Genomic DNA, 18,997 nt, shown 5'->3' with positions numbered 1-18,997 from the left:
CATGACCGATCTGATCCCCGCCCTGCCCCAGCCCCGCATTCCGGTCGAGGGCGGCGGTACTTTCCCGGTACACCGCATCTACTGCGTCGGCCGTAACTTCGCTGACCATGCCCGCGAAATGGGCGCCGCCGTGCCCGCCGCCGCCGAACGTGGCCAGCCGATGTTCTTCATGAAGCCCGCCGATGCCATCGTGGTTGGCGATGCCCCCATTCCTTACCCGTCCGCCACCGCCGACCTGCACCACGAAGTGGAACTGGTGGTCGCACTGGGCAAGGACGCACCCGCCGGCGTGCTCGCCGTTGAGGACGCGATGGCGCTGGTGCTGGCCTACGGCGTCGGCCTGGACCTGACCCGCCGCGACCTGCAGGCCGCGGCCAAGGCCAAGGGCGGCCCCTGGGATATTGCCAAGGGCTTCGACCATTCCGCTCCGGTCAGCATGCTGGTACCGGCAGCGCAGGTCGGCGATCTCGAGCCGCTGGAGCTCTCGCTGGAGATCAACGGCCAGCTGCGGCAGAAATCCACCTTGGACCAGATGATCTGGAACGTGCCGGAGATCCTGCATGAGCTGTCCAAGCTCTACGCGCTGCGTGCCGGCGACCTGGTCTTCATGGGTACCCCGGCCGGTGTGGCCGCCCTGCAACGCGGCGATCGTTTCAGCGCCCGCCTAGGAAAAATCGCACAGCGCGATGGCGTGATCGCCTGATGACATCCACTGGAGTAGGCTGCGCCCACTCCCCCTCATGCACCTTTAGGAGAAACACATGGGAATGATCAGCGAGTTCAAGGAATTCGCCATGCGCGGCAACGTCATCGACCTGGCGGTCGGTGTCGTCATCGGTGGCGCCTTCGGCAAAATCGTCACCTCGCTGGTGGACAAGGTGATCATGCCGCCGATCGGCTGGCTGATCGGCAATGTCGATTTCTCGGCATTGGCCTGGACGCTGGCGCCGGCCAAGATCGGCGCCGATGGCAAGGAAATCCCCGCCGTGGTGATCGGCTATGGCGATTTCATCAACACGCTGATCCAGTTCATCATCGTCGCCTTCGCGATCTTCATGCTGGTCAAGGTCGTCAACAAGCTCTCGCGCAAGAAGGAAGAAGCGCCAGCTGCCCCGGCCGAGCCGAGCGAGGAAGTGCTGCTGCTGCGTGAAATCCGCGACAGCCTCAACAAGCACTGATACAGGCGCAGGCCTGCGCTACACCACAACGGCCGGGCGAGAGCCCGGCCGTTGTCATTGCAGCCTTCAGAACGAAAGCGCCATCGACACCTGCGGGCTGACATAGGTGGCGCTGTTGCGCCCGCCAGGCAGCGATGCCTGCACGCCAACGAGGAAACCCAGTTGGTCGCTGACGTTGTATTCCACTGCCGGCGCGATGCTGTAGCTGCGGCTCGCGCGATCACGCCGATGGATACGCTGGCGCTGACCGTCCCCCACCACCACCGTGCCGTCCACCGCATTGCCGGACTGATGGCTGGCGCTCAGGTCCAAGGCCAGCGCCCAATGCACGTCGATGCTGTACTCCAGGCCCAAGCCCGCGCCCACCGCAGACCCGGGACGCACCTGGCCACGAAAGCCCTGCCCGGTACCGTAAACCCTGCGGCCGGTAAGGCTTACATCACGCGGCGACGGACTCCAGCGCGTCTGCCAGCGCCAACGCAATGGCCGTCCGTTCGGCAACCAATGGTAGGCCTGTCCAAGCAGCGATAACGTGCTGCGATAGGCGCCACTGCCCTGCCCGTTGAGCAGGTTGTCGCCGAGCCGGTCATGCCGACCGGTTGGCAGCGCCTGACCCCACATCACCGCAAGCGCGGACTTGCCGGTAAGCGGGTCCCCTTCGCGGAACAGATAGCGCAGGCGTAGCGCGCTGTCCGCCAGCCGGTAGCCATCGCTGTGCTGGCCGCCCTGGGTGCTGCGCGCACTGTCCATCACCAATTCTCCGGCCAGCCTGTCGGTGAGACCTGCGCTGAGCAGCACCGACAGCAAAGACGTGTCGCTCGCATCGGCCAATGCATGACGATGCCCCTTGTCGTCGTAGCTCCCCGAACCATGCGTCTGCACCAGATAGGGCTGCAGGAAGAACTGCCCCTGCGGCAGGGTCGAAGGCGACGGGGTCAGCAAGGGACCGGTGAAACGCACATCATCAAGTGAGTGTGCCTGTGCCCATGCCGCCGGCGCCACCATCGCCATCAACACCATCCCTGCAGCCCTGTTTCGCACTGTCATTACAACGTCCTGTTGAAACCACCCGATCGGTGGAAACTCAGGCTCTCCCGCGCTGCAACAGCGGGGCCACAGGAAAACTCCCATTCACCCTGTAGCGTTTTCCATTGCGCTATCGGCCTAACTGAAGGTGATCAACAAGGCCATAGGCACTTCACTGAATCTGCCCCTGATGGTTGACCCATACCAACTGGCACATTCCCCTACTTCTGCTCACTGTTACCCTGATAGTTCAATCCACCGTGGAACCGATCATGCGCCGCCGTGCCCTTGCTCTTGCCATCGTGCTGTTCTGCACTTCTGCTGCTGCCACTGCTGCCCCCACCCATATTCCGGACCAGGCGCTGGCGCAGGCCGCGCAATTGCGAACGCAGGCGCTGGCTGACAACACCGGCTGGCAGGTGGTGGAATCACTGACCACCGAGGTTGGCCCGCGCATGGCCGGCAGTGAGGCCGATGCACGCGCGGTGGAATGGGCCAAGGCCAAGTTCAAGCAGCTGGGTTTCGACAAGGTATGGACAGAGCCGGTCACCTTCCCCAAGTGGGAGCGCCGCAGCGAGCATGCCTCCGTATTGGGCGCGCATCCGCAGCCGCTGACCATCACCGCCTTGGGCGGCAGCCCGGCTGGTACGGTGGAAGCCGAGATCGTGCGCTTTGAAGGTCTGGATGCGTTGAAGGCGGCGCCGGAAGGCTCGCTGGCCGGCAAGATCGCCTATGTCGACTTCACCATGACCCGCAAGCGCGATGGCGCTGACTACGGCATCGGCGGCAGTGTACGCAGCCGTGGCCCGTCCGAAGCGATCCGCAAGGGTGCGGTGGGTTTCATCATGCGTTCGGCTGGTACTGATTCACACCGCATGCCGCATACCGGCATTACCCGTTACGACGAAGGCCTGACCCCAGTGCCGTCGGCCGCGCTGTCCGGCCCGGACGCCGACCAACTCAACCGTCTGGTCGCGCGCGGTCCCACCCGCATCCGCATCGCGCTGGATTGCGGCTGGGATGGCAGCTACACCTCGCAGAACGTGATCGGTGAAATCACCGGCCGCAGCCTGCCCAAGGAAGTGGTGGTGATCGGTGGTCACCTAGATTCCTGGGACCTGGGCACCGGTGCCATCGATGATGGTGCCGGCGTCAGCATCACCATGGCCGCCGGTCATCTGATCGGCCAGCTCAAGCAGGCGCCGAAGCGCACCATCCGCGTCATCGCCTTTGCCAACGAGGAACAGGGCCTGCACGGCGGCAAGGCCTATGCTGCCGCGCGCGTGGCCGCAGGCGAGATCGTGCAGCAGCACATCGCTGCCGAGAGCGACTTCGGCGCAGGCCGCATCTATGCCTTCAACACCGGTTCGGGTAACCCGGCAGAATCGCGTGAGGCTACACGCCAGATCGGCGAGGCGCTGGCCCCGCTGGGCATCGAGTACCGTGCCAACGAAGGCGGCCCCGGCCCGGATGTCGGCCCGCTGGCGGCCAAGGGCGGTGCCTGGGCGTGGTTGGCGCAGGACGGGACCGATTACTTCGATCTGCACCACACCCCGGACGACACCCTCGACAAGATCGACCCGAAGGCGCTGGCGCAGAATGTGGCCGCCTACACCGTGTTTGCCTATCTGGCGGCGGAATCGGAAGGCAGCTTCGGCAGCGAAGCCAAGGACGTGGTGCCGCCGAAGGAATGAGGTTGGCAGGCAATAACGACAAAGGCGCCGCAAGGCGCCTTCGTTTTGTAGTGCCGAGCCATGCTCGGCAACGGGGCTTTACCGGTAAGGCTTCTGCCGAGCATGGCTCGGCACTACAGTGCGGTTCAACCTTGCTGGCGGCTCTTCCAGCTGGCCAGGAAAACCGCCGTTGCCGAAGCCACGTTGAGGCTCTCCACCGCGCCGCTGCCCGGGATCGACAGGCGCAGGTCACAGCTTTGTGCGAACCCGCGGTCCATGCCTTCGCTTTCCGCTCCCATCACGTAAACCATCCGGTCCGGCAGCGCAGTAGTGAACACGTTGTCGCCGCCTTCAACCAGCGTCGCCGCCAATCCGAAACCGGCATCACGCAGCTGCGCAACGGCCTGCGGCAGGGCCGGCAGGCGCACCAGCGGCACCGACTCGGCGCCGCCTTCGGCCACGCGCGCGGCCGAACCGGACAGCGCCAGCGTGGACTCCGCCGGCAGCAGGATCGCGCCAACACCGAAATGCGCAGCCGAACGCAGGATCGCACCGAAGTTGTGCGGGTTGCCCACGCCGTCCAGCCACAGCGCCAGCACCGGGCCGTCCTGCAGCGAAGCCAGCCAGGTGGCCAGCGGCAACGGTTCCTGCTTCAACACGTCGGCGACCACACCTTCGTGATGGGTGGTGGCAGCCAGCTTGTTCAGGTCACCATCGCCGACCACGCGGTAACCCACGCGGTTGGCCACGCACCACTTCAGCATCGGCTGCAGGCGCGGGATCATGTCCTCGGCCAGGTACAGCTTGCGCAGCGACTGCGGACGCTTGGCGAACATCGCCTGCACGGCATTGACACCGTACAGGCGCAGCTCGTCGCCGCCGCGTACCGGGACACCGTCGCCTTCGCGCGTGGCGGCAGGCGCCGCCGGGGTTGCACGCGGCGGTCGCGAGGAGGGACGACGGTTGTTCCAGGGGTTGCTCACAGCGGTTCCTTTGAATTACTTGTTGCCACGCCAGAAGTCGGCGTTCTTGATGCCCAATGCGTCAGGGTCGAAGACCGGGTCCAGGCCCAGCTTCTTCTGCCGCTCGTAGTCACGCAGCGCCAGCATGGCCGGCTTCTGCAGGATCAGGATGGCGATCACGTTCAGCCACGCCATCAGGCCCACGCCGATATCACCCAGCGCCCAGGCCATTTTCGCATTGTGGTAGGCACCAAACACCACCATGCCCATGATGCCCAGGCGCAGCACCAGCATCGCCGCCGGATGGGTGCGGTTGCTGCCGGCCAGGTAGGTCAGGTTGGTTTCGGCCATGTAGTAGTAGGCCATGATGGTGGTGAAGGCGAAGAAGAACAGCGCCAGTGCCACAAAGCCCGCGCCCCAACCCGGCAGCACCGACTCCACCGCCGCCTGGGTGAACAGCGCGCCCTCGGACGGCTGTACGCCCGGCACGCCGGTGATGATGGCTTCCAGCTTGGTCACGCCACCTTCGGTGACTTCGCGGAACACGTTGTACATGCCGGTGGACAGCACCAGGAACGCAGTCGAGGTGCACACCAGCATGGTGTCGAAGTAGATGGCGAAGGCCTGCACATAACCCTGCTTGGCCGGGTGCGAAACCTCGGCGGCGGCAGCCGCGTGTGGGCCGGTGCCCTGGCCGGCCTCGTTGGCGTAGATGCCGCGCTTCACGCCCCAGGCGATGGCCTGGCCGATGATGCCGCCAAACGCTGCATGGGCACCGAAGGCGCTGGAGAAGATGTCGGCGAACATCGTCGGCACCTTGCTGGCATTGAGCATCATCACCACGATCGCCATCAGGATGAAGCCCAGCGCCATGAACGGCACGATCACCTCGGCGAAGCTGGCAATACGCTTGACGCCACCGAAGATGATGATGCCCAGCAGCACCGCCACGCTCAGGCCGATCCACAGCTTCATGCTGGCAGCACCGCCGACCGATGCGCAGGCATCGGCGCCGGTGCACAGCACGTTGACCGCGCTGTCGGCGATGGCATTGGCCTGTACACCCGGCAGCAGGAAGCCGGCGGCGATCACGGTGGCGACGGCAAACACCGCCGCATACCACTTCAGGCCCATGGCCTTTTCAATGTAATAGGCCGGGCCACCGCGATAGCGGCCTTCGGCATCCTTGGTCTTGTAGATCTGCGCCAGGGTCGATTCCACATAGGATGTGGAGGCGCCGAGGAAACCCATCACCCACATCCAGAAGATCGCACCCGGGCCGCCGTAGGCAATGGCCGTGGCCACGCCGGCGATGTTGCCGATACCCATGCGGCCGGCCATCGACATGGCCAGGGCCTGGAAGGAAGACACGCCGGCTTCGGACTTCTCACCGCGTACCGTCAGCCGGCACATCTCGGCAAAACCACGGATCTGCATGAAACGCGTGCGCAGGCTGAACCACAGGCCGGCGCCCAGACACATGAAAATGAGCGCATTGCTCCAGATGATGCCGTTTACGTATTCGACGATGGATTCCACGTAATTCCCCGGAAAGCTGAAAGGTAGCCAAAGCCCGGAATCCCGGGGCTGACCGATTTTTCCACGATTAGGCCCGGTTGTGCAGGGCCGTCACGCCAAAGGCGGCAAAGTCCTAAGCCGCGCGAAGCAACGCATGTCGTGCAGCTGGCCGTCCTTGAACACCGATTGCCGCTCGGTGCCTTCCTCGCTGAATCCGTTCTTCAACAGCACCCGCGCCGAGCGCGGGTTGCTGGCCATCACCTGCGCGGACAGCCGCGCCAGGCCGAGTTCTTCCATCACCCAGGGAGCATAGGCGGCAACCACCTCGGTCATCAGGCCCTGGCCCCAATGACGTTGCCCCAGCCAATAGCCCAGGGCCGCCGAATAACGGCGCTCGTTGCGGCCCTGACTGACACCGATGCCACCGCAGGCCTGGCCATCGATGACCAGGGCGAACATGCTGCGGTCCAGTTCGATCACTTCGCCGGCCAGGAAAGCCAGCGCATCGGCGCGGGTATAGGGATAGGGAAAGCGTGTGCTCAGCCCCCGCGATACCGCCGCATCGTTGGCGTGGGCCAGCAACGTGTCCACGTCCCCGGGCTGCCAGGGACGCAACTGGACACGGCCGCCGGCCAACAACTCACGCATGGCCGCCCACCGACGGAGTTTCCGCCTCAAGCCGGTTCAGCTCATTGGCCACGGTTTCCGGTGACTTGGTGTACGGCGCCAACAGCGCATAGAACGCCGGCACCACGAACAGCGACAGGAAGGTGGACACGCTGACGCCGAAGATCACCACGATGCCGATGGTGGCGCGGCTGGCCGAACCGGGACCGCCAGCGACCACCAGCGGGATGGCGCCGACCACGGTGGCGATCGAGGTCATCAGGATCGGCCGCAGGCGCACCATCGACGATTCGACGATGGCCTGGTGCACGCTGCGCCCTTCATCGCGCAGCTGGTTGGCGAACTCCACGATCAGGATGCCGTTCTTTGCCGCCAGGCCCACCAGCATCACGATGCCGATCTGGCTGAACAGGTTGAGCGTGCCACCACTCAGGTACAGGCCAACAAAGGCGCCAAGCACCCCCAGCGGCACGGTCAGCATGATCACCAGCGGGTGGATGAAGCTCTCGAACTGCGCGGCCAGCACCAGATAGACCACCAGCAGCGCCATCGCGAAGGTCAACAGCACCGCACCACCCGCGCTCTGGTATTCACGCGATTCGCCCTTCCAGTCGATCTGCGCGTACTCGGGCAGCTCTTCGGCGGCCACCTGCTGCGCCCAGGCAATGGTTTCGCCCAGAGTGTGGCCGGGCGCGACATTGGCGCTGATGGTGATCGAGCGCAGGCGGTTGAAGCGGTTGAGGCTGCCGGCCTCGGCCACTTCGCTGAGCGTGACCAGGTTGGACAGCGGCACCAGTTCACCGGAGCGCGCGCGCACCTGGATGGCCGACAGGTCGGCCGGCGAGGCGCGGCCTTCACGGCCGGCCTGCACCAGTACGTCGTACTCCTCGCCGTTGTCGACGAAGGTGGTGACGCGGCGCGAGCCCATCATGGTTTCCAGCGCGCGGCCGATGTCGGTGACCGAGATGCCGAGGTCGGCCGCACGCTGGCGGTCGATGTTGACCCGCATCTGCGGACGGGTTTCCTTGTAGTCCGAATCGGCGCCCACCAGGCCGGGATAGTCGGCCATGCGTGCCAGCAGGCGGTCACGCCACTGCGCGATCTCGGCGTACTCCGGGCCCCCGAGCACGATCTGGAACGGCTGGCCCATGCTGCGGACCAGGCCGCCACCGACCATGGTGCGCACGCGCACGCCACTGAGGTCGTTCAACTCCTTCTGCAGCGCGGTGGCCACGTCGCTGGTGGCCTCGCTGCGCTCACGCCAGGGCTGCAGGAAAACGCTGATGCGGCCGGTATGCATTTCCTCGCTGTTGCCCCAGCCCCCGGGCACGCGCGGGTTGGCGCGGACAATCGGTTCCTCCGGCCCGACAAAGGCGGAGACGATCTTCTCCACCTGCTGGACCTGGCCAACGGTGTAATCGAAACCCGCACCTTCCGGGCCGTCGATCATGATCTGGAACGAGCCCCGGTCTTCGGCCGGTGCCAGTTCCGATGGAATCAGCTTGAACAGGCCCCAGCTGGCACCCAGCGCGGCCAGCATCACCAGCCCGAACACCCAACTGCGCTGCACATGCCGGTCCAGCACCCGCCCGTACGCACCCGACAAGCGTTCCAGCTGGCGGTTGATGAAGCCGTGCAGGCGGCTGACCTTCTGCTCGCTGTGCGGCTTGAGCAGCTTGGACGCCATCATCGGCGTCAGCGTCAGCGCGACGAAGGCCGACAAGGCCACCGCCGCCGCCAGCGCTACCGCCAGCTCGCGGAACAACCGGCCGGTATTGCCTTCCAGGAAGCCCACCGGCAGGAACACGGCCACCAGCACCGCAGTGGTCGCGATCACCGCGAACGCCACCTGCGCGGTGCCGCGCTTGGCGGCCACCAGTGGCGGCTCGCCCAGATCGATGCGGCGCTGCACGTTCTCGACCACGACGATGGCGTCATCCACCACCAGGCCGATACACAGCACCAGCGCCAGCAGGGTGAACAGGTTGATCGAGAAACCAAACGCAAACAGCGCGATGAAGGCCGCGACCAGGCACACCGGTACCGTCACCGCCGGAATCAGTGCCGCGCGCAGGCTGCCCAGGAACAGCCAGATCACCACCAGCACCAGGATCATCGCTTCGACCAGGGTGGCGTAGACGCGCTCCACCGCCGCCTCGATGAAGGTGGTGTTGTCGAAGGCGACGAAGATCTGCGTGCCCTTGGGCAGGGTCTGGGCAATGCGCTCGGCCTCGGCGCGGGTGTCGCGCGCCACGTCCAGGGCATTGGCGGTGGAGGTCTTGACGATGCCCAGGCCGATGCCCGGTTCGCCATTGCTGCGGTAATAGGCACGGCGTTCGGACGAGGCCAGTTCCACCTTGGCCACATCGCCCAGGCGCACCACATAACCGTCATTGCCCTTGCCCAGCGGAATGCTGGCAAAGTCGGCCGGGGCCACGTAGCTGCGCTCCACGCGCAGGGTGAAATCACGGTCGGCCGATTCGATGCGGCCGGCCGGCAATTCCACGTTCTCGTTGCGCAGCGCGGTTTCCACCTCGTTGACGGTCAGCCCGCGCGCGGCCAGCTGGTCGCGGTCCAGCCATACCCGCATGGCGTAGCGCTGGCGGCCGCCGATGCGTACCTGGGCCACGCCGTCGATGCTGGAGAAACGGTCCACCACATAGCGGTCGGCGTAGTCGCTGAGCTCCAGCGTGTCCATCGACGAGGACGCCATGTTGAACCAGATGATGGGGTCGGCATCGCTCTCGACCTTGGCGATTTCCGGCGGCCGCGCCTCTTCCGGCATGCGGTCGGCAACGCGGCTGACCGCATCACGCACGTCATTGGCGGCCGCTTCGATATCGCGGTTGGCGGTGAACTCGATGCTCACCGAGGCGCGACCGTTGGTGCTGCGCGCATTGATGGTGTCGATGCCTTCGATACCGGCCAGCGCGTCTTCCAGCACCTGGGTGACGCGGCTTTCGATCACCGCCGCCGAGGCGCCGGTGTAATCCACCGACACCGAGACGATGGGCGGATCGATGGCCGGCAGCTCGCGCAGGGTCAGGCGGTTGAACGACATGATGCCCAGTACCAGCAGCAACAGGCTCATCACCACGGCCAGTACCGGCCGCTTGATGGAAAGATCGGACAGCTTCATCCGGCGCTCGCCGTCTTGGCCGGGGCCGACGCTTCCGCAGCCTTCTCAACAGCGGCAGCCTCGGCGGCCTTGGCCGGCTTCTCATCCTGGATGCGGATGCCCGGGCGCAGCTTGCCGGTGCCGTCCACCACGATGCGCTCGCCGGCCTTCAGGCCCTCGACGATCTCCACCACGCCCGCCCGGCGGGTGCCGGTCTTGACGTCGGCGCGCTCCACGCTTTCATCGTCCTTGACCCGGAACACATAGGAGTCGCGGCCCACCTGGACCACGGCGATCTCGGGGATCACCAGCGCGTCGCGCTCGGGGCGGTACAGGCGCACGTCCAGCAACATGCCCGGGCGCAGCGCGTGGTCGCCATTGTCGAAATCGGCACGCACGGTGATGGCGCGGCTGCCCGGGTCGACGCGGGCATCGATGGTGCTGACCGCACCTTCGAAATTGCGGCCCGGGTAGGCAATGCTGCTGCCGCTGACCTTGTCGCCGATCTGCAGCGAGGACAGCTGCGCTTCCGGCACCTGGAAGTCCACGTGCATGCGCGAGATGTCGTCCAGGGTGGCGATGGCGGTGGTCGGCGTGACCAGCGAGCCGGGACTGACCTGGCGGATGCCCAATACGCCCGCGAATGGCGCGCGTACCTGGCGGTCGACGATATCGGCGCGCATCTGCTGCACGCGGGCCTCGGCGGCGTCACGGATCGACTGCTGGGTATCCAGGGTTGAATGCGCAACCAGCTGCTGTGCGGCCAGTTCGCGCTGGCGCTTGTAGAGCCGGTCGGCCTCGGAGAAGGTGGCCTGGGCCTGGGCCAGGGCGGCCTGCTGGGCCTGGCCACGCAGGGTCACCAGCGGCGCACCGGCCGCGACCTGCTGGCCGCTTTCGAAATGCACCTTGTCGATGATCTCGCTGACCTTGGCGGTGACGATGATGGATTCGCGGGCCTTGGCGGTGCCATTGGCCTGCAGGGTATCGCTCCACGGCGCGGCTTTGACGACCTGGGTGGTGACCAGCACTGCGCCGGCGGCTTGCCGCGGCGCCTCGGGGTTCTTGCGGTTGCATCCGGCCAACGCCAGCGCCAAGACAGTGCCACCGGCAACGGTGGCGGCAAATCGCCCGAACATACAGAGTCCCATCTGATACACGATCAAGCAGTCTAGCGGTGTCAGATGACGCCCGGATGTGCCGTTAGGGGGGGAACGAAGCTGTTGTAGCGGTAGTGCCGAGCCATTCTCCGCAAGGGCCTTCACGGGGGGGGGCAATGCAAAAGCCTTAACCCTCCCCTACCCTGCCCTCCGCATTCGGCGCAAGGGAGGGGGCGAAAGCTGCAATTGCGACCCTATCCGGGGCACTTCTTCGCCCACCCCTCTGCCTTCGGCGCAAGCGAGCGGGTAAAGACTGCAGTGCCTCCTATCAGCGCAGTGCCTGCAGCACCTGCTCCACCATCGCCGGCACGCTGTCGGTGTCCGCGTGCAGGTGCAGCTCCGGTGCCTCAGGAGCCTCATACGGGGAGTCGATGCCGGTGAAGTTGGGGATCTGCCCGGCGCGCGCCTTGCGGTACAGGCCCTTCACATCGCGGGCCTCGGCTACTTCCAGCGGCACGTCGACGAATACCTCGATGAACTCGCCATCCTCGAAGCGTTCGCGCGCCATCTGCCGCTCGGCGCGGAACGGCGAGATGAAGCTGACCAACACCACCAGCCCGGCATCGGCCATCAGCCGCGCCACTTCGGCAACGCGGCGGATGTTCTCCACGCGGTCCTCGTCGGTGAAGCCGAGGTCGCGGTTCAGGCCATGGCGGACGTTGTCGCCGTCCAGCAGGAAGGTATGCACACCCTGCGCATGCAGGCGCTTCTCCACCTGGTTGGCGACAGTGGATTTGCCGGCACCGGACAATCCAGTGAACCACAGCACCTTCGGCTGCTGGCCCTTGATCCGCGCCCGCGCGGCCTTGTCCACGTCCAGGTGCTGCCAATGCACGTTGCCGGCACGGCGCAGGGCGAAGTCCAGGGTACCGGCGGCGACGGTGGCATTGGTCTGCCGGTCAATCAGGATGAAGCCGCCCAATGCGCGGTTCTGCGCATACGGGGCGAAGGCCACCGGCTCGTCCAGCGAAAGATTGCAGTAGCCAACCTCGTTCAACTCCAGGCGCTTGGCAGCCAGCCGCTCCTGGGTGTTCACATCCACCCGGTGCTTGATCTCGCTGATATTGGCAGCCACCGTGCGGCTGCCGATCTGCAGCCAGTACGGACGGCCCGGCAACAACGCCGCGTCGTCCATCCACAGCACATGGGCGGCGAACTGGTCGGCCACTTCCGGCGGGTCGCCGGCAGCGGCAATCACGTCACCGCGGCTGACATCGATTTCGTCCGCCAGGGTCAGGGTCACCGCCTGCCCGGTCGAGGCGACCGCCAACGGGCCATCCGGACCCAGCACCTGTTTGACCGTGGAACGGCGCGCCGACGGCAGCACCACCACCTCGTCGCCGACGCGCACCTGGCCGGCGGCAATGGTGCCGGCAAAGCCGCGGAAATCCTGGTTGGGCCGATTGACCCACTGCACCGGCAGGCGCAGGCCGCTGGCAGCGTCGTGCTCGCGCAGCTCGACCGTGTCCAGGTGCTCGATCAGGCTGGGGCCGCTGTACCACGGCGTGGCCGCCGAACGCCTGGACAGGTTCTGCCCTTCCAGCGCCGACAACGGAATGGCCTGCACGTTGGCAATGCCCAGCTGTGCGGCCAGCGCCCGGTATTCGGCCACGATGCGCTCGAACACCGCCTGGTCGTAATCCACCAGATCCATCTTGTTGACCGCCAGCACCACCTGACCGATGCCCAGCAGGGAGATGATGTAGCTGTGCCGGTGGGTCTGGGTCAGCAGGCCCTTGCGCGCATCCACCAGCACCACTGCCACATCGGCAGTCGAGGCACCGGTGGCCATGTTGCGGGTGTACTGCTCATGGCCAGGGCAGTCGGCGACGATGTACTTGCGGCGGTCGGTATCGAAATAGCGGTAGGCCACGTCGATGGTGATGCCCTGCTCGCGCTCGGCGGCCAGGCCGTCCAGCAGCAGCGCATAGTCGATGCGCTCGCCCTGGGTGCCGTGGCGGCGGCTGTCAGCCTCCAGCGCGGACAACTGGTCATCGAACAGGCGCTTGCTTTCGTACAGCAGGCGCCCGATCAGGGTGCTCTTGCCGTCGTCCACGCTGCCGCAGGTGATGAAGCGCAGCAGCGGCTTGTCTTCGTGGGTCTTCAGATAGGTGGCGATATCGGAGGTGGCAGTCACGGCGCTCATCAGAAATACCCCTCCAGCTTCTTCTTCTCCATCGATGCGGACTGGTCATGGTCGATCAGCCGCCCCTGCCGCTCGGAGCTGGTGGATACCAGCATCTCGGCGATGATCTTCTCCAGCGTGTCAGCCTCGGATTCGATCGCGCCGGTCAGCGGATAGCAGCCCAGCGTGCGGAACCGCACCTTGCGCAGCTGTGGCTGCTCGCCCGGCCGCAGCGGCAGGCGCTCGTCATCAACCATGATCAGGCTGCCGTCGCGCTCCACCACCGGCCGCTCGGCAGCCAGGTACAAGGGCACCACCGGGATCTTCTCGCGGTAGATGTAGAGCCAGATATCCAGCTCGGTCCAGTTGGACAGCGGGAACACGCGCACGCTCTCGCCTTGATGAATGCGCGCGTTGTACAGGTTCCACAACTCGGGCCGCTGGTTCTTGGGGTCCCAGCGGTGGCGGTCGTTGCGGAACGAGAACACGCGCTCCTTGGCCCGCGACTTTTCCTCGTCACGGCGCGCGCCACCAATGGCTGCATCGAACTTCCACTTGTCCAACGCCTGCTTCAGGCCCTGGGTCTTCATCACATCGGTATGCACGCTGGCGCCGTGGCTGACCGGGCCGATATCGCGGGCAATGCCATCGGGATTGATGTGTACCCGCAGCTCGGTGCCGGTTTCGGCCACGCGGCGGTCACGGAAGGCGATCATCTCGCGGAACTTCCAGCGGGTATCCACGTGCAGCAGCGGGATCGGCGGCACGCCCGGGGCAAAGGCCTTCATCAGCAGGTGCAGCAGCACCGAGCTGTCCTTGCCCACCGAGTACAGCAGCACCGGGTTGTCAAAGGCCGCGGCGACTTCACGCAGGATATGGATGCTCTCGGCTTCCAGCCGATCAAGGTGGGACAAAGTGGTGTCAGTCATCAGCACAGTCGCAGAGGCCAGGCCCGATATGGGCCACACAGTACCCGGTAAGGGTCGGGATCGGATGGCAAGTGTGGGCCTGCGCTGGCACAGGACGAAATAAACCCAAGGCATGAAGCGATAACCGCTTGTCCTTTCCGCTGGCACTGCGCCGTACCTAGGATCAGTCATCCCCAAACCAGACCGGACCGGAAATGACTGCCGCCGCCACCGTGCCCCCCAGCCCCTTGCCTGAAGACCGCAGGGTCCTGCTGACACGTCTGGTGGACGGTCTGGACGGAAACAGCCTGTGGTGGCTTTCCGGTTTCGCCGCCGGGTTGGCGCAGGGAACCCCTCCCCCTTCCCTTGCCGTCATCCCCGGCGGCCAGGCCGGTAACCAGCCGGCACAGAACCGGCTGACCGTGATCTATGGCAGCCAGACCGGCAACGCCCGGCGCGCCGCCGAACAGCTGGCCGCCGAGGCCGAGGCCGCCGGCCTGCCGGTGCGGCTGCTGCGCGCCGACGCCTATGCCACCCGCGAGCTGGCCAACGAGCGCCTGCTCTACATCGTCATCAGCACCCAGGGCGAAGGCGACCCGCCGGACGATGCCATTGGCCTGGTCGAGTTCATCGCCGGCAAGCGCGCCCCCAAGCTGCCGGAGCTGAAGTACGCCGTGCTCGGTCTGGGCGACTCCAGCTATGTGGAGTTCTGCGGCATTGCGCGCAAGCTGGACAGCCGCCTGGCCGAGTTGGGCGCCACCCGCCTGCAGGCCGTGGGCGAGGCCGACCTGGACATCGACAGCGTGGTCGATCCGTGGCGCGCGCAGGCCCTGCGCGATGCCCGCGCCAACATCAGCGAGACCGCTGCCCCGACCACCAGCAATGTCACCCCGCTGCGGCATGGCACCGTCTACAGCGCCCAGCATCCGTTCAATGCCGAGCTGCTGTCGCGGCAGGTGATCAGCGGTCGCGACTTCAAGGGCCCGGCCTACGCGCAGTACGGCACTGCCGCCAAGCATGTGCACCATCTCGAGTTGTCGCTGGAAGGCAGCAACCTGCATTACGAACCCGGCGATGCGCTGGGCATCGTGCACCGCAATCCGGCCGAACTGGTCGAGGCGGTACTGGATGTCACCGGCCTGGACGGCACCCAGTCGGTCGACCATGACGGTCATGGCCGCCCACTGAGCCAATGGCTGGCCGAGCACCGCGAGCTGACCCGCATCTCACGCCCGCTGCTGGCCGCCGTGGCCGAGCGCAGCGCGCACCCGGAGCTGGCCCGCCTGCTGGACCCGGCACAGAAAAGCGAACTGGCAGCGGTATTCGCAGACCACCAGCTGGTCGACGTGCTGCGCCGCTGGCCGGCCGAATGGAGTGCCGAAGCCCTGCTCAGCACCCTGCGCCCGGCCGCCCAGCGCCTGTACTCCATCGCCTCCAGCCGCAAGCGGGTGGGCGAGGAAGTCCACATTACCGTCGACGAGCTGCGCTACCACGCCCACGGCAGCACCCATCTGGGCGCAGCCAGCGGCTTCCTCGCGGCCCTGGAAGAAGGCGCGCAGCTGCCGGTTTACGTGGAAGCCAACGAGCGCTTCCGCGTGCCGGCCGACAACAGCCGCGACATCATCATGATCGGCCCCGGCACCGGCGTCGCCCCGTTCCGCGGCTTCGTGCAGGAACGTGCCGAGACCGGCGCAACCGGCCGCAACTGGCTGTTCTTCGGCGCACGCCATTTCAACACCGATTTCCTTTACCAGAGCGAATGGCAGGACGCCCTGCGCCGCAAGGAACTGCAGCGCCTGGACCTGGCCTTCTCGCGCGACCAGGCCGACAAGGTCTACGTGCAGCAGCGCCTGCGTACCCGCGGCCGCGATCTGTACGACTGGCTGCAGAACGGCGCACATCTGTATGTCTGCGGCGCCATCGCCATGGGCAAGGACGTGCATGCCGCGCTGCTGGATGTACTGCGCGAACACGGCGGGCTGGACGAAGACGCTGCCCGCGACTACCTGACTCGACTGCACACGGAGGGGCGCTATGGACGGGATGTGTATTGAGTGTTGTTGGCGTTGACCCTGCGCGTCGACGCAGCAGTGGCTTCGCGGCTTACGCCGCTCCTACAACCTCTGACTCCAGATAGCGAAAAGAATGAGCAACCACTCCGTTGAGAACATCAAGGCCGACAGCAACCGCCTGCGTGGCTCCCTGCTGGAAAGCCTGGCCGACCCGGTCACCGGCGCCCTGCGCGAAGACGACCAGACCCTGATCAAGTACCACGGCAGCTACCAGCAGGACGACCGCGACGTGCGCGAGGAGCGCCGCCGGCAGAAGCTGGAACCGGCCTACCAGTTCATGATCCGCACCCGCACCCCGGGCGGCGTAATCAGCCCCGAGCAGTGGCTCAAGCTGGACAGCATCGCCACCCGCTACGGCAACCACTCGCTGCGCATCACCACCCGCCAGGCCTTCCAGTTCCATGGCGTGATCAAGCGCGAGCTGAAGGCCACCATGCAGGCGATCAACGCCGCGCTGATCGACACCCTGGCCGCCTGCGGCGACGTCAACCGCAATGTGCTGGTTGCCGCCAACCCGCTGCTGTCCAGCGCGCACGCCACGCTGTACGCCGATGCCGCGCGCACCTCCGAGCACCTGCTGCCCAATACCCGCGCCTACTACGAAATCTGGCTGGACGAGGAGCGCGTGGCCGGCAGTGGTGCCGAGGACGAGCCGATCTACGGCGAGCGTTACCTGCCGCGCAAGTTCAAGATCGGCTTCGCACTGCCGCCGCTCAACGACGTGGACGTGTACGCCAACGACCTGGGCTTCATCGGCGTGCTCGACGCTGCCGGCGAACTGCTGGGCTATGACGTGACCCTCGGCGGCGGCATGGGCGCCACCCACGGCGATGCCGAAACCTACCCGCGCATCGCCAACAACGTCGGCTTCATCCCGCGTGACGCGCTGCTGGACGTGGCCACCGCCGTGGTCACCACCCAGCGCGACCTGGGCAACCGCGAACTGCGCAAGCGCGCCCGCTTCAAGTACACCATCGACGACCACGGCCTGGACACGGTGGTCGCCGAGATCGAACGCCGTGCCGGCATCGGTTTCGCCGCTCCGCGTGCGCAGTCCTTCGCCCACAACGGCGACCGCTACGGCTGGGTGGAAGGCGCCGACGGCCGCTGGCACCTGACCCTGTCCCTGCAGGCCGGCCGCATCGCCGACCTGCCCGGCGCACCGCAGCTGACCGCGCTGCGCGAGATCGCCCGCATCCATCAGGGCGAGTTCCGCATGACCGGCAACCAGAACCTGATCATCGCCGGCGTCGCCGCCGACCAGCGCGCGCAGATCGACGCCATCGTCGAAAGCGCCGGGCTGGATCTGGGCAACCGCGCACCGACCGCGCTGGCACGCGCTGCCATGGCCTGCGTGGCGCTGCCGACCTGCGGCCTGGCGATGGCCGAAGCCGAGCGCTACCTGCCTGCGTTCAGCGCCAAGCTGCAGCCGCTGCTGGCCCAGCACGGCCTGAGCGAGGCCCCCATCCTGCTGCGCATCTCCGGCTGCCCGAATGGCTGCTCGCGGCCCTACCTTGGGGAGATCGCCCTGGTCGGCAAGGCACCGGGCCGTTACAACCTGATGCTGGGCGCCGATCACCGCGGCCAGCGCCTGAACACCCTGTACCGCGAGAACATCGCCGAGCCGGAGATCCTGGCCGCGCTGGAACCGCTGTTTGCCCGCTATGCCGGTGAACGCAACGACGAAGAAGGCTTCGGTGATTTCCTGCACCGCGCCGGCATCGTCGCCCTGCCGCCCTACCCCACCCACCGCGAAATCTCCGTGGAACTGCACGCATGAGCGCCCTGCCCAAATCCCCCACCACCACGCCGGTTGTCCTGCCGGATGACCTGGGCCCGCTCAACGCCGAACTCGAAGCCCTGAACGCGCAGCAGCGCGTGCATTGGGCACTGCAGAACGCGCCCGGCGCGCATGTGCTGTCGTCGAGCTTTGGCGCGCAGTCGGCAGTCACCCTGCACCTGCTGAGCAGCCAGCGCCCGGATATCCCGGTGATCCTGGTGGATACCGGCTATCTGTTCCCGGAAACCTACCGCTTTGCCGACGAGCTCAGCGAGCGGCTCAAGCTCAACCTCAAGGTCTACCGTCCGCAGGTCAGCCGCGCCTGGATGGAAGCGCGCCACGGCCGCCTGTGGGAACAGGGTGTGGTCGGCATCGAGCAGTACAACAACCTGCGCAAGGTCGAACCGATGAAGCGCGCCCTGGACGAGTTGCAGGTTGGCACCTGGTTCACCGGCCTGCGCCGCAGCCAGTCGGCCAGCCGCGCCAACACGCCGGTGCTGCAGCGCCGTGGCGAGCGCTACAAGGTCAACCCGATCGCCGATTGGAGCGACCGCGACGTGTGGAAGTACCTGCAGGAACACCAGCTGCCCTACCACCCGCTGTGGGAGCAGGGCTATGTATCGATCGGTGATTTCCACACCACCCGCCGCTGGGAGCCGGGCATGCGCGAGGAAGACACCCGCTTCTTCGGCCTGAAGCGCGAGTGCGGCCTGCACGAGGAGATCTGAGCGCTCCGTGCACCCTGTAGAGCCGCGCCCCGCTCGGCGGGTGGCTGGGCCCGCAACCCCCCCCCCCCCGAGGCGCCGGCCGAACACACCCCCAAGGGGTTTGGCCCCCCCCCCCCCGGCCGCGC

14 protein-coding genes are annotated in these 18,997 nt (G+C 66.4%); 6 read left to right on the top strand and 8 right to left on the bottom strand.

Going from position 1 to position 18,997, the window contains the following annotated elements; translation table 11 throughout:
• Nucleotide 1 precedes the first annotated feature (1 nt).
• Both AC1VXC_RS04190 and mscL read left to right on the top strand, forming a co-directional pair.
• A complete protein-coding gene (locus AC1VXC_RS04190) occupies nt 2–703 on the top strand; it encodes a fumarylacetoacetate hydrolase family protein (RefSeq protein WP_481538014.1) in 702 nt (233 codons plus the stop codon).
• Between the two features lie 58 nt (nt 704–761).
• Nucleotides 762–1,178 carry a large-conductance mechanosensitive channel protein MscL gene (mscL, locus tag AC1VXC_RS04185; RefSeq protein WP_312914251.1) on the top strand — a complete coding sequence of 139 codons (417 nt, stop codon included), beginning with the start codon at nt 762–764 and terminating at the stop codon, nt 1,176–1,178.
• Between the two features lie 66 nt (nt 1,179–1,244).
• Here the strand turns inward: mscL and AC1VXC_RS04180 are convergent, their stop codons facing one another.
• The gene (locus tag AC1VXC_RS04180; protein WP_481538013.1) at nt 1,245–2,225 is read right to left on the bottom strand and encodes a hypothetical protein; all 981 of its coding nucleotides are present in this window, start codon (nt 2,223–2,225) and stop codon (nt 1,245–1,247) included.
• 251 nt (nt 2,226–2,476) lie between these two features.
• Here AC1VXC_RS04180 and AC1VXC_RS04175 point away from each other — a divergent pair, with 251 nt between their 5' ends.
• Nucleotides 2,477–3,898: a M28 family peptidase gene (locus AC1VXC_RS04175; protein ID WP_481538012.1), complete on the top strand. Its 1,422-nt coding sequence runs from the start codon at nt 2,477–2,479 to the stop codon at nt 3,896–3,898.
• 125 nt (nt 3,899–4,023) lie between these two features.
• On the opposite strand, the gene AC1VXC_RS04170 is transcribed toward AC1VXC_RS04175, so the two are convergent.
• The 7 genes from AC1VXC_RS04170 to cysD all read right to left on the bottom strand — a co-directional run bounded on the left by AC1VXC_RS04170 (nt 4,024) and on the right by cysD (nt 14,313).
• Nucleotides 4,024–4,860, bottom strand: coding sequence for a TrmH family RNA methyltransferase (locus AC1VXC_RS04170; protein WP_293715726.1), 837 nt, complete (start codon nt 4,858–4,860; stop codon nt 4,024–4,026).
• Between the two features lie 15 nt (nt 4,861–4,875).
• Nucleotides 4,876–6,321 (bottom strand): alanine/glycine:cation symporter family protein, encoded by a 1,446-nt coding sequence (locus tag AC1VXC_RS04165; protein ID WP_481539908.1) that lies wholly within the window; start codon nt 6,319–6,321, stop codon nt 4,876–4,878.
• 147 nt (nt 6,322–6,468) lie between these two features.
• Nucleotides 6,469–7,005 (bottom strand): GNAT family N-acetyltransferase, encoded by a 537-nt coding sequence (locus tag AC1VXC_RS04160; protein WP_312367604.1) that lies wholly within the window; start codon nt 7,003–7,005, stop codon nt 6,469–6,471.
• The gene (locus tag AC1VXC_RS04155) at nt 6,998–10,123 is read right to left on the bottom strand and encodes an efflux RND transporter permease subunit (protein WP_481539906.1); all 3,126 of its coding nucleotides are present in this window, start codon (nt 10,121–10,123) and stop codon (nt 6,998–7,000) included. Before AC1VXC_RS04155 ends, AC1VXC_RS04160 begins: the two co-directional genes overlap by 8 nt.
• On the bottom strand, nt 10,120–11,238 hold the full coding sequence (locus AC1VXC_RS04150) for an efflux RND transporter periplasmic adaptor subunit (protein ID WP_481539907.1): 1,119 nt from the start codon (nt 11,236–11,238) through the stop codon (nt 10,120–10,122). Before AC1VXC_RS04150 ends, AC1VXC_RS04155 begins: the two co-directional genes overlap by 4 nt.
• Before the next feature lie 289 nt (nt 11,239–11,527).
• A complete protein-coding gene (gene cysN, locus AC1VXC_RS04145; RefSeq protein ID WP_481539892.1) occupies nt 11,528–13,405 on the bottom strand; it encodes a sulfate adenylyltransferase subunit CysN in 1,878 nt (625 codons plus the stop codon).
• A complete protein-coding gene (cysD, locus tag AC1VXC_RS04140; protein ID WP_312914246.1) occupies nt 13,405–14,313 on the bottom strand; it encodes a sulfate adenylyltransferase subunit CysD in 909 nt (302 codons plus the stop codon). The genes cysN and cysD overlap by 1 nt, the downstream gene beginning before the upstream one ends.
• A gap of 194 nt (nt 14,314–14,507) precedes the next feature.
• On the opposite strand from cysD, the gene AC1VXC_RS04135 reads away from it, so the two are divergent.
• The 3 genes from AC1VXC_RS04135 to AC1VXC_RS04125 all read left to right on the top strand — a co-directional run bounded on the left by AC1VXC_RS04135 (nt 14,508) and on the right by AC1VXC_RS04125 (nt 18,872).
• Nucleotides 14,508–16,346: an assimilatory sulfite reductase (NADPH) flavoprotein subunit gene (locus tag AC1VXC_RS04135; protein ID WP_481539893.1), complete on the top strand. Its 1,839-nt coding sequence runs from the start codon at nt 14,508–14,510 to the stop codon at nt 16,344–16,346.
• A 91-nt stretch (nt 16,347–16,437) separates the two neighbouring features.
• Nucleotides 16,438–18,144 carry an assimilatory sulfite reductase (NADPH) hemoprotein subunit gene (cysI, locus tag AC1VXC_RS04130; RefSeq protein WP_481539894.1) on the top strand — a complete coding sequence of 569 codons (1,707 nt, stop codon included), beginning with the start codon at nt 16,438–16,440 and terminating at the stop codon, nt 18,142–18,144.
• Nucleotides 18,141–18,872 (top strand): phosphoadenylyl-sulfate reductase, encoded by a 732-nt coding sequence (locus AC1VXC_RS04125; RefSeq protein WP_313494890.1) that lies wholly within the window; start codon nt 18,141–18,143, stop codon nt 18,870–18,872. Before cysI ends, AC1VXC_RS04125 begins: the two co-directional genes overlap by 4 nt.
• Nucleotides 18,873–18,997: the final 125 nt, after the last annotated feature.

This window comes from Stenotrophomonas sp. STEN033 (assembly GCF_056856655.1).
The sequence above is the reverse complement of the archived record's forward strand: the minus strand, read 5'-3'. Positions and strand labels throughout refer to the sequence as shown.

Excerpts from the sequence above, each read along its gene's own strand:
- AC1VXC_RS04190 (WP_481538014.1), top strand. The coding sequence starts at position 2 with ATGACCGATCTGATCCCCGCCCTGCCCCAGCCCCGCATTCCGGTCGAG.
- cysI (WP_481539894.1), top strand. The coding sequence starts at position 16,438 with ATGAGCAACCACTCCGTTGAGAACATCAAGGCCGACAGCAACCGCCTG.
- AC1VXC_RS04175 (WP_481538012.1), top strand. The coding sequence starts at position 2,477 with ATGCGCCGCCGTGCCCTTGCTCTTGCCATCGTGCTGTTCTGCACTTCT.
- cysD (WP_312914246.1), bottom strand. The coding sequence starts at position 14,313 with ATGACTGACACCACTTTGTCCCACCTTGATCGGCTGGAAGCCGAGAGC.
- AC1VXC_RS04160 (WP_312367604.1), bottom strand. The coding sequence starts at position 7,005 with ATGCGTGAGTTGTTGGCCGGCGGCCGTGTCCAGTTGCGTCCCTGGCAG.
- AC1VXC_RS04155 (WP_481539906.1), bottom strand. The coding sequence starts at position 10,123 with ATGAAGCTGTCCGATCTTTCCATCAAGCGGCCGGTACTGGCCGTGGTG.
- AC1VXC_RS04150 (WP_481539907.1), bottom strand. The coding sequence starts at position 11,238 with ATGTTCGGGCGATTTGCCGCCACCGTTGCCGGTGGCACTGTCTTGGCG.
- AC1VXC_RS04135 (WP_481539893.1), top strand. The coding sequence starts at position 14,508 with ATGACTGCCGCCGCCACCGTGCCCCCCAGCCCCTTGCCTGAAGACCGC.
- cysN (WP_481539892.1), bottom strand. The coding sequence starts at position 13,405 with ATGAGCGCCGTGACTGCCACCTCCGATATCGCCACCTATCTGAAGACC.
- AC1VXC_RS04165 (WP_481539908.1), bottom strand. The coding sequence starts at position 6,321 with ATGTGTCTGGGCGCCGGCCTGTGGTTCAGCCTGCGCACGCGTTTCATG.
- mscL (WP_312914251.1), top strand. The coding sequence starts at position 762 with ATGGGAATGATCAGCGAGTTCAAGGAATTCGCCATGCGCGGCAACGTC.
- AC1VXC_RS04180 (WP_481538013.1), bottom strand. The coding sequence starts at position 2,225 with ATGACAGTGCGAAACAGGGCTGCAGGGATGGTGTTGATGGCGATGGTG.
- AC1VXC_RS04125 (WP_313494890.1), top strand. The coding sequence starts at position 18,141 with ATGAGCGCCCTGCCCAAATCCCCCACCACCACGCCGGTTGTCCTGCCG.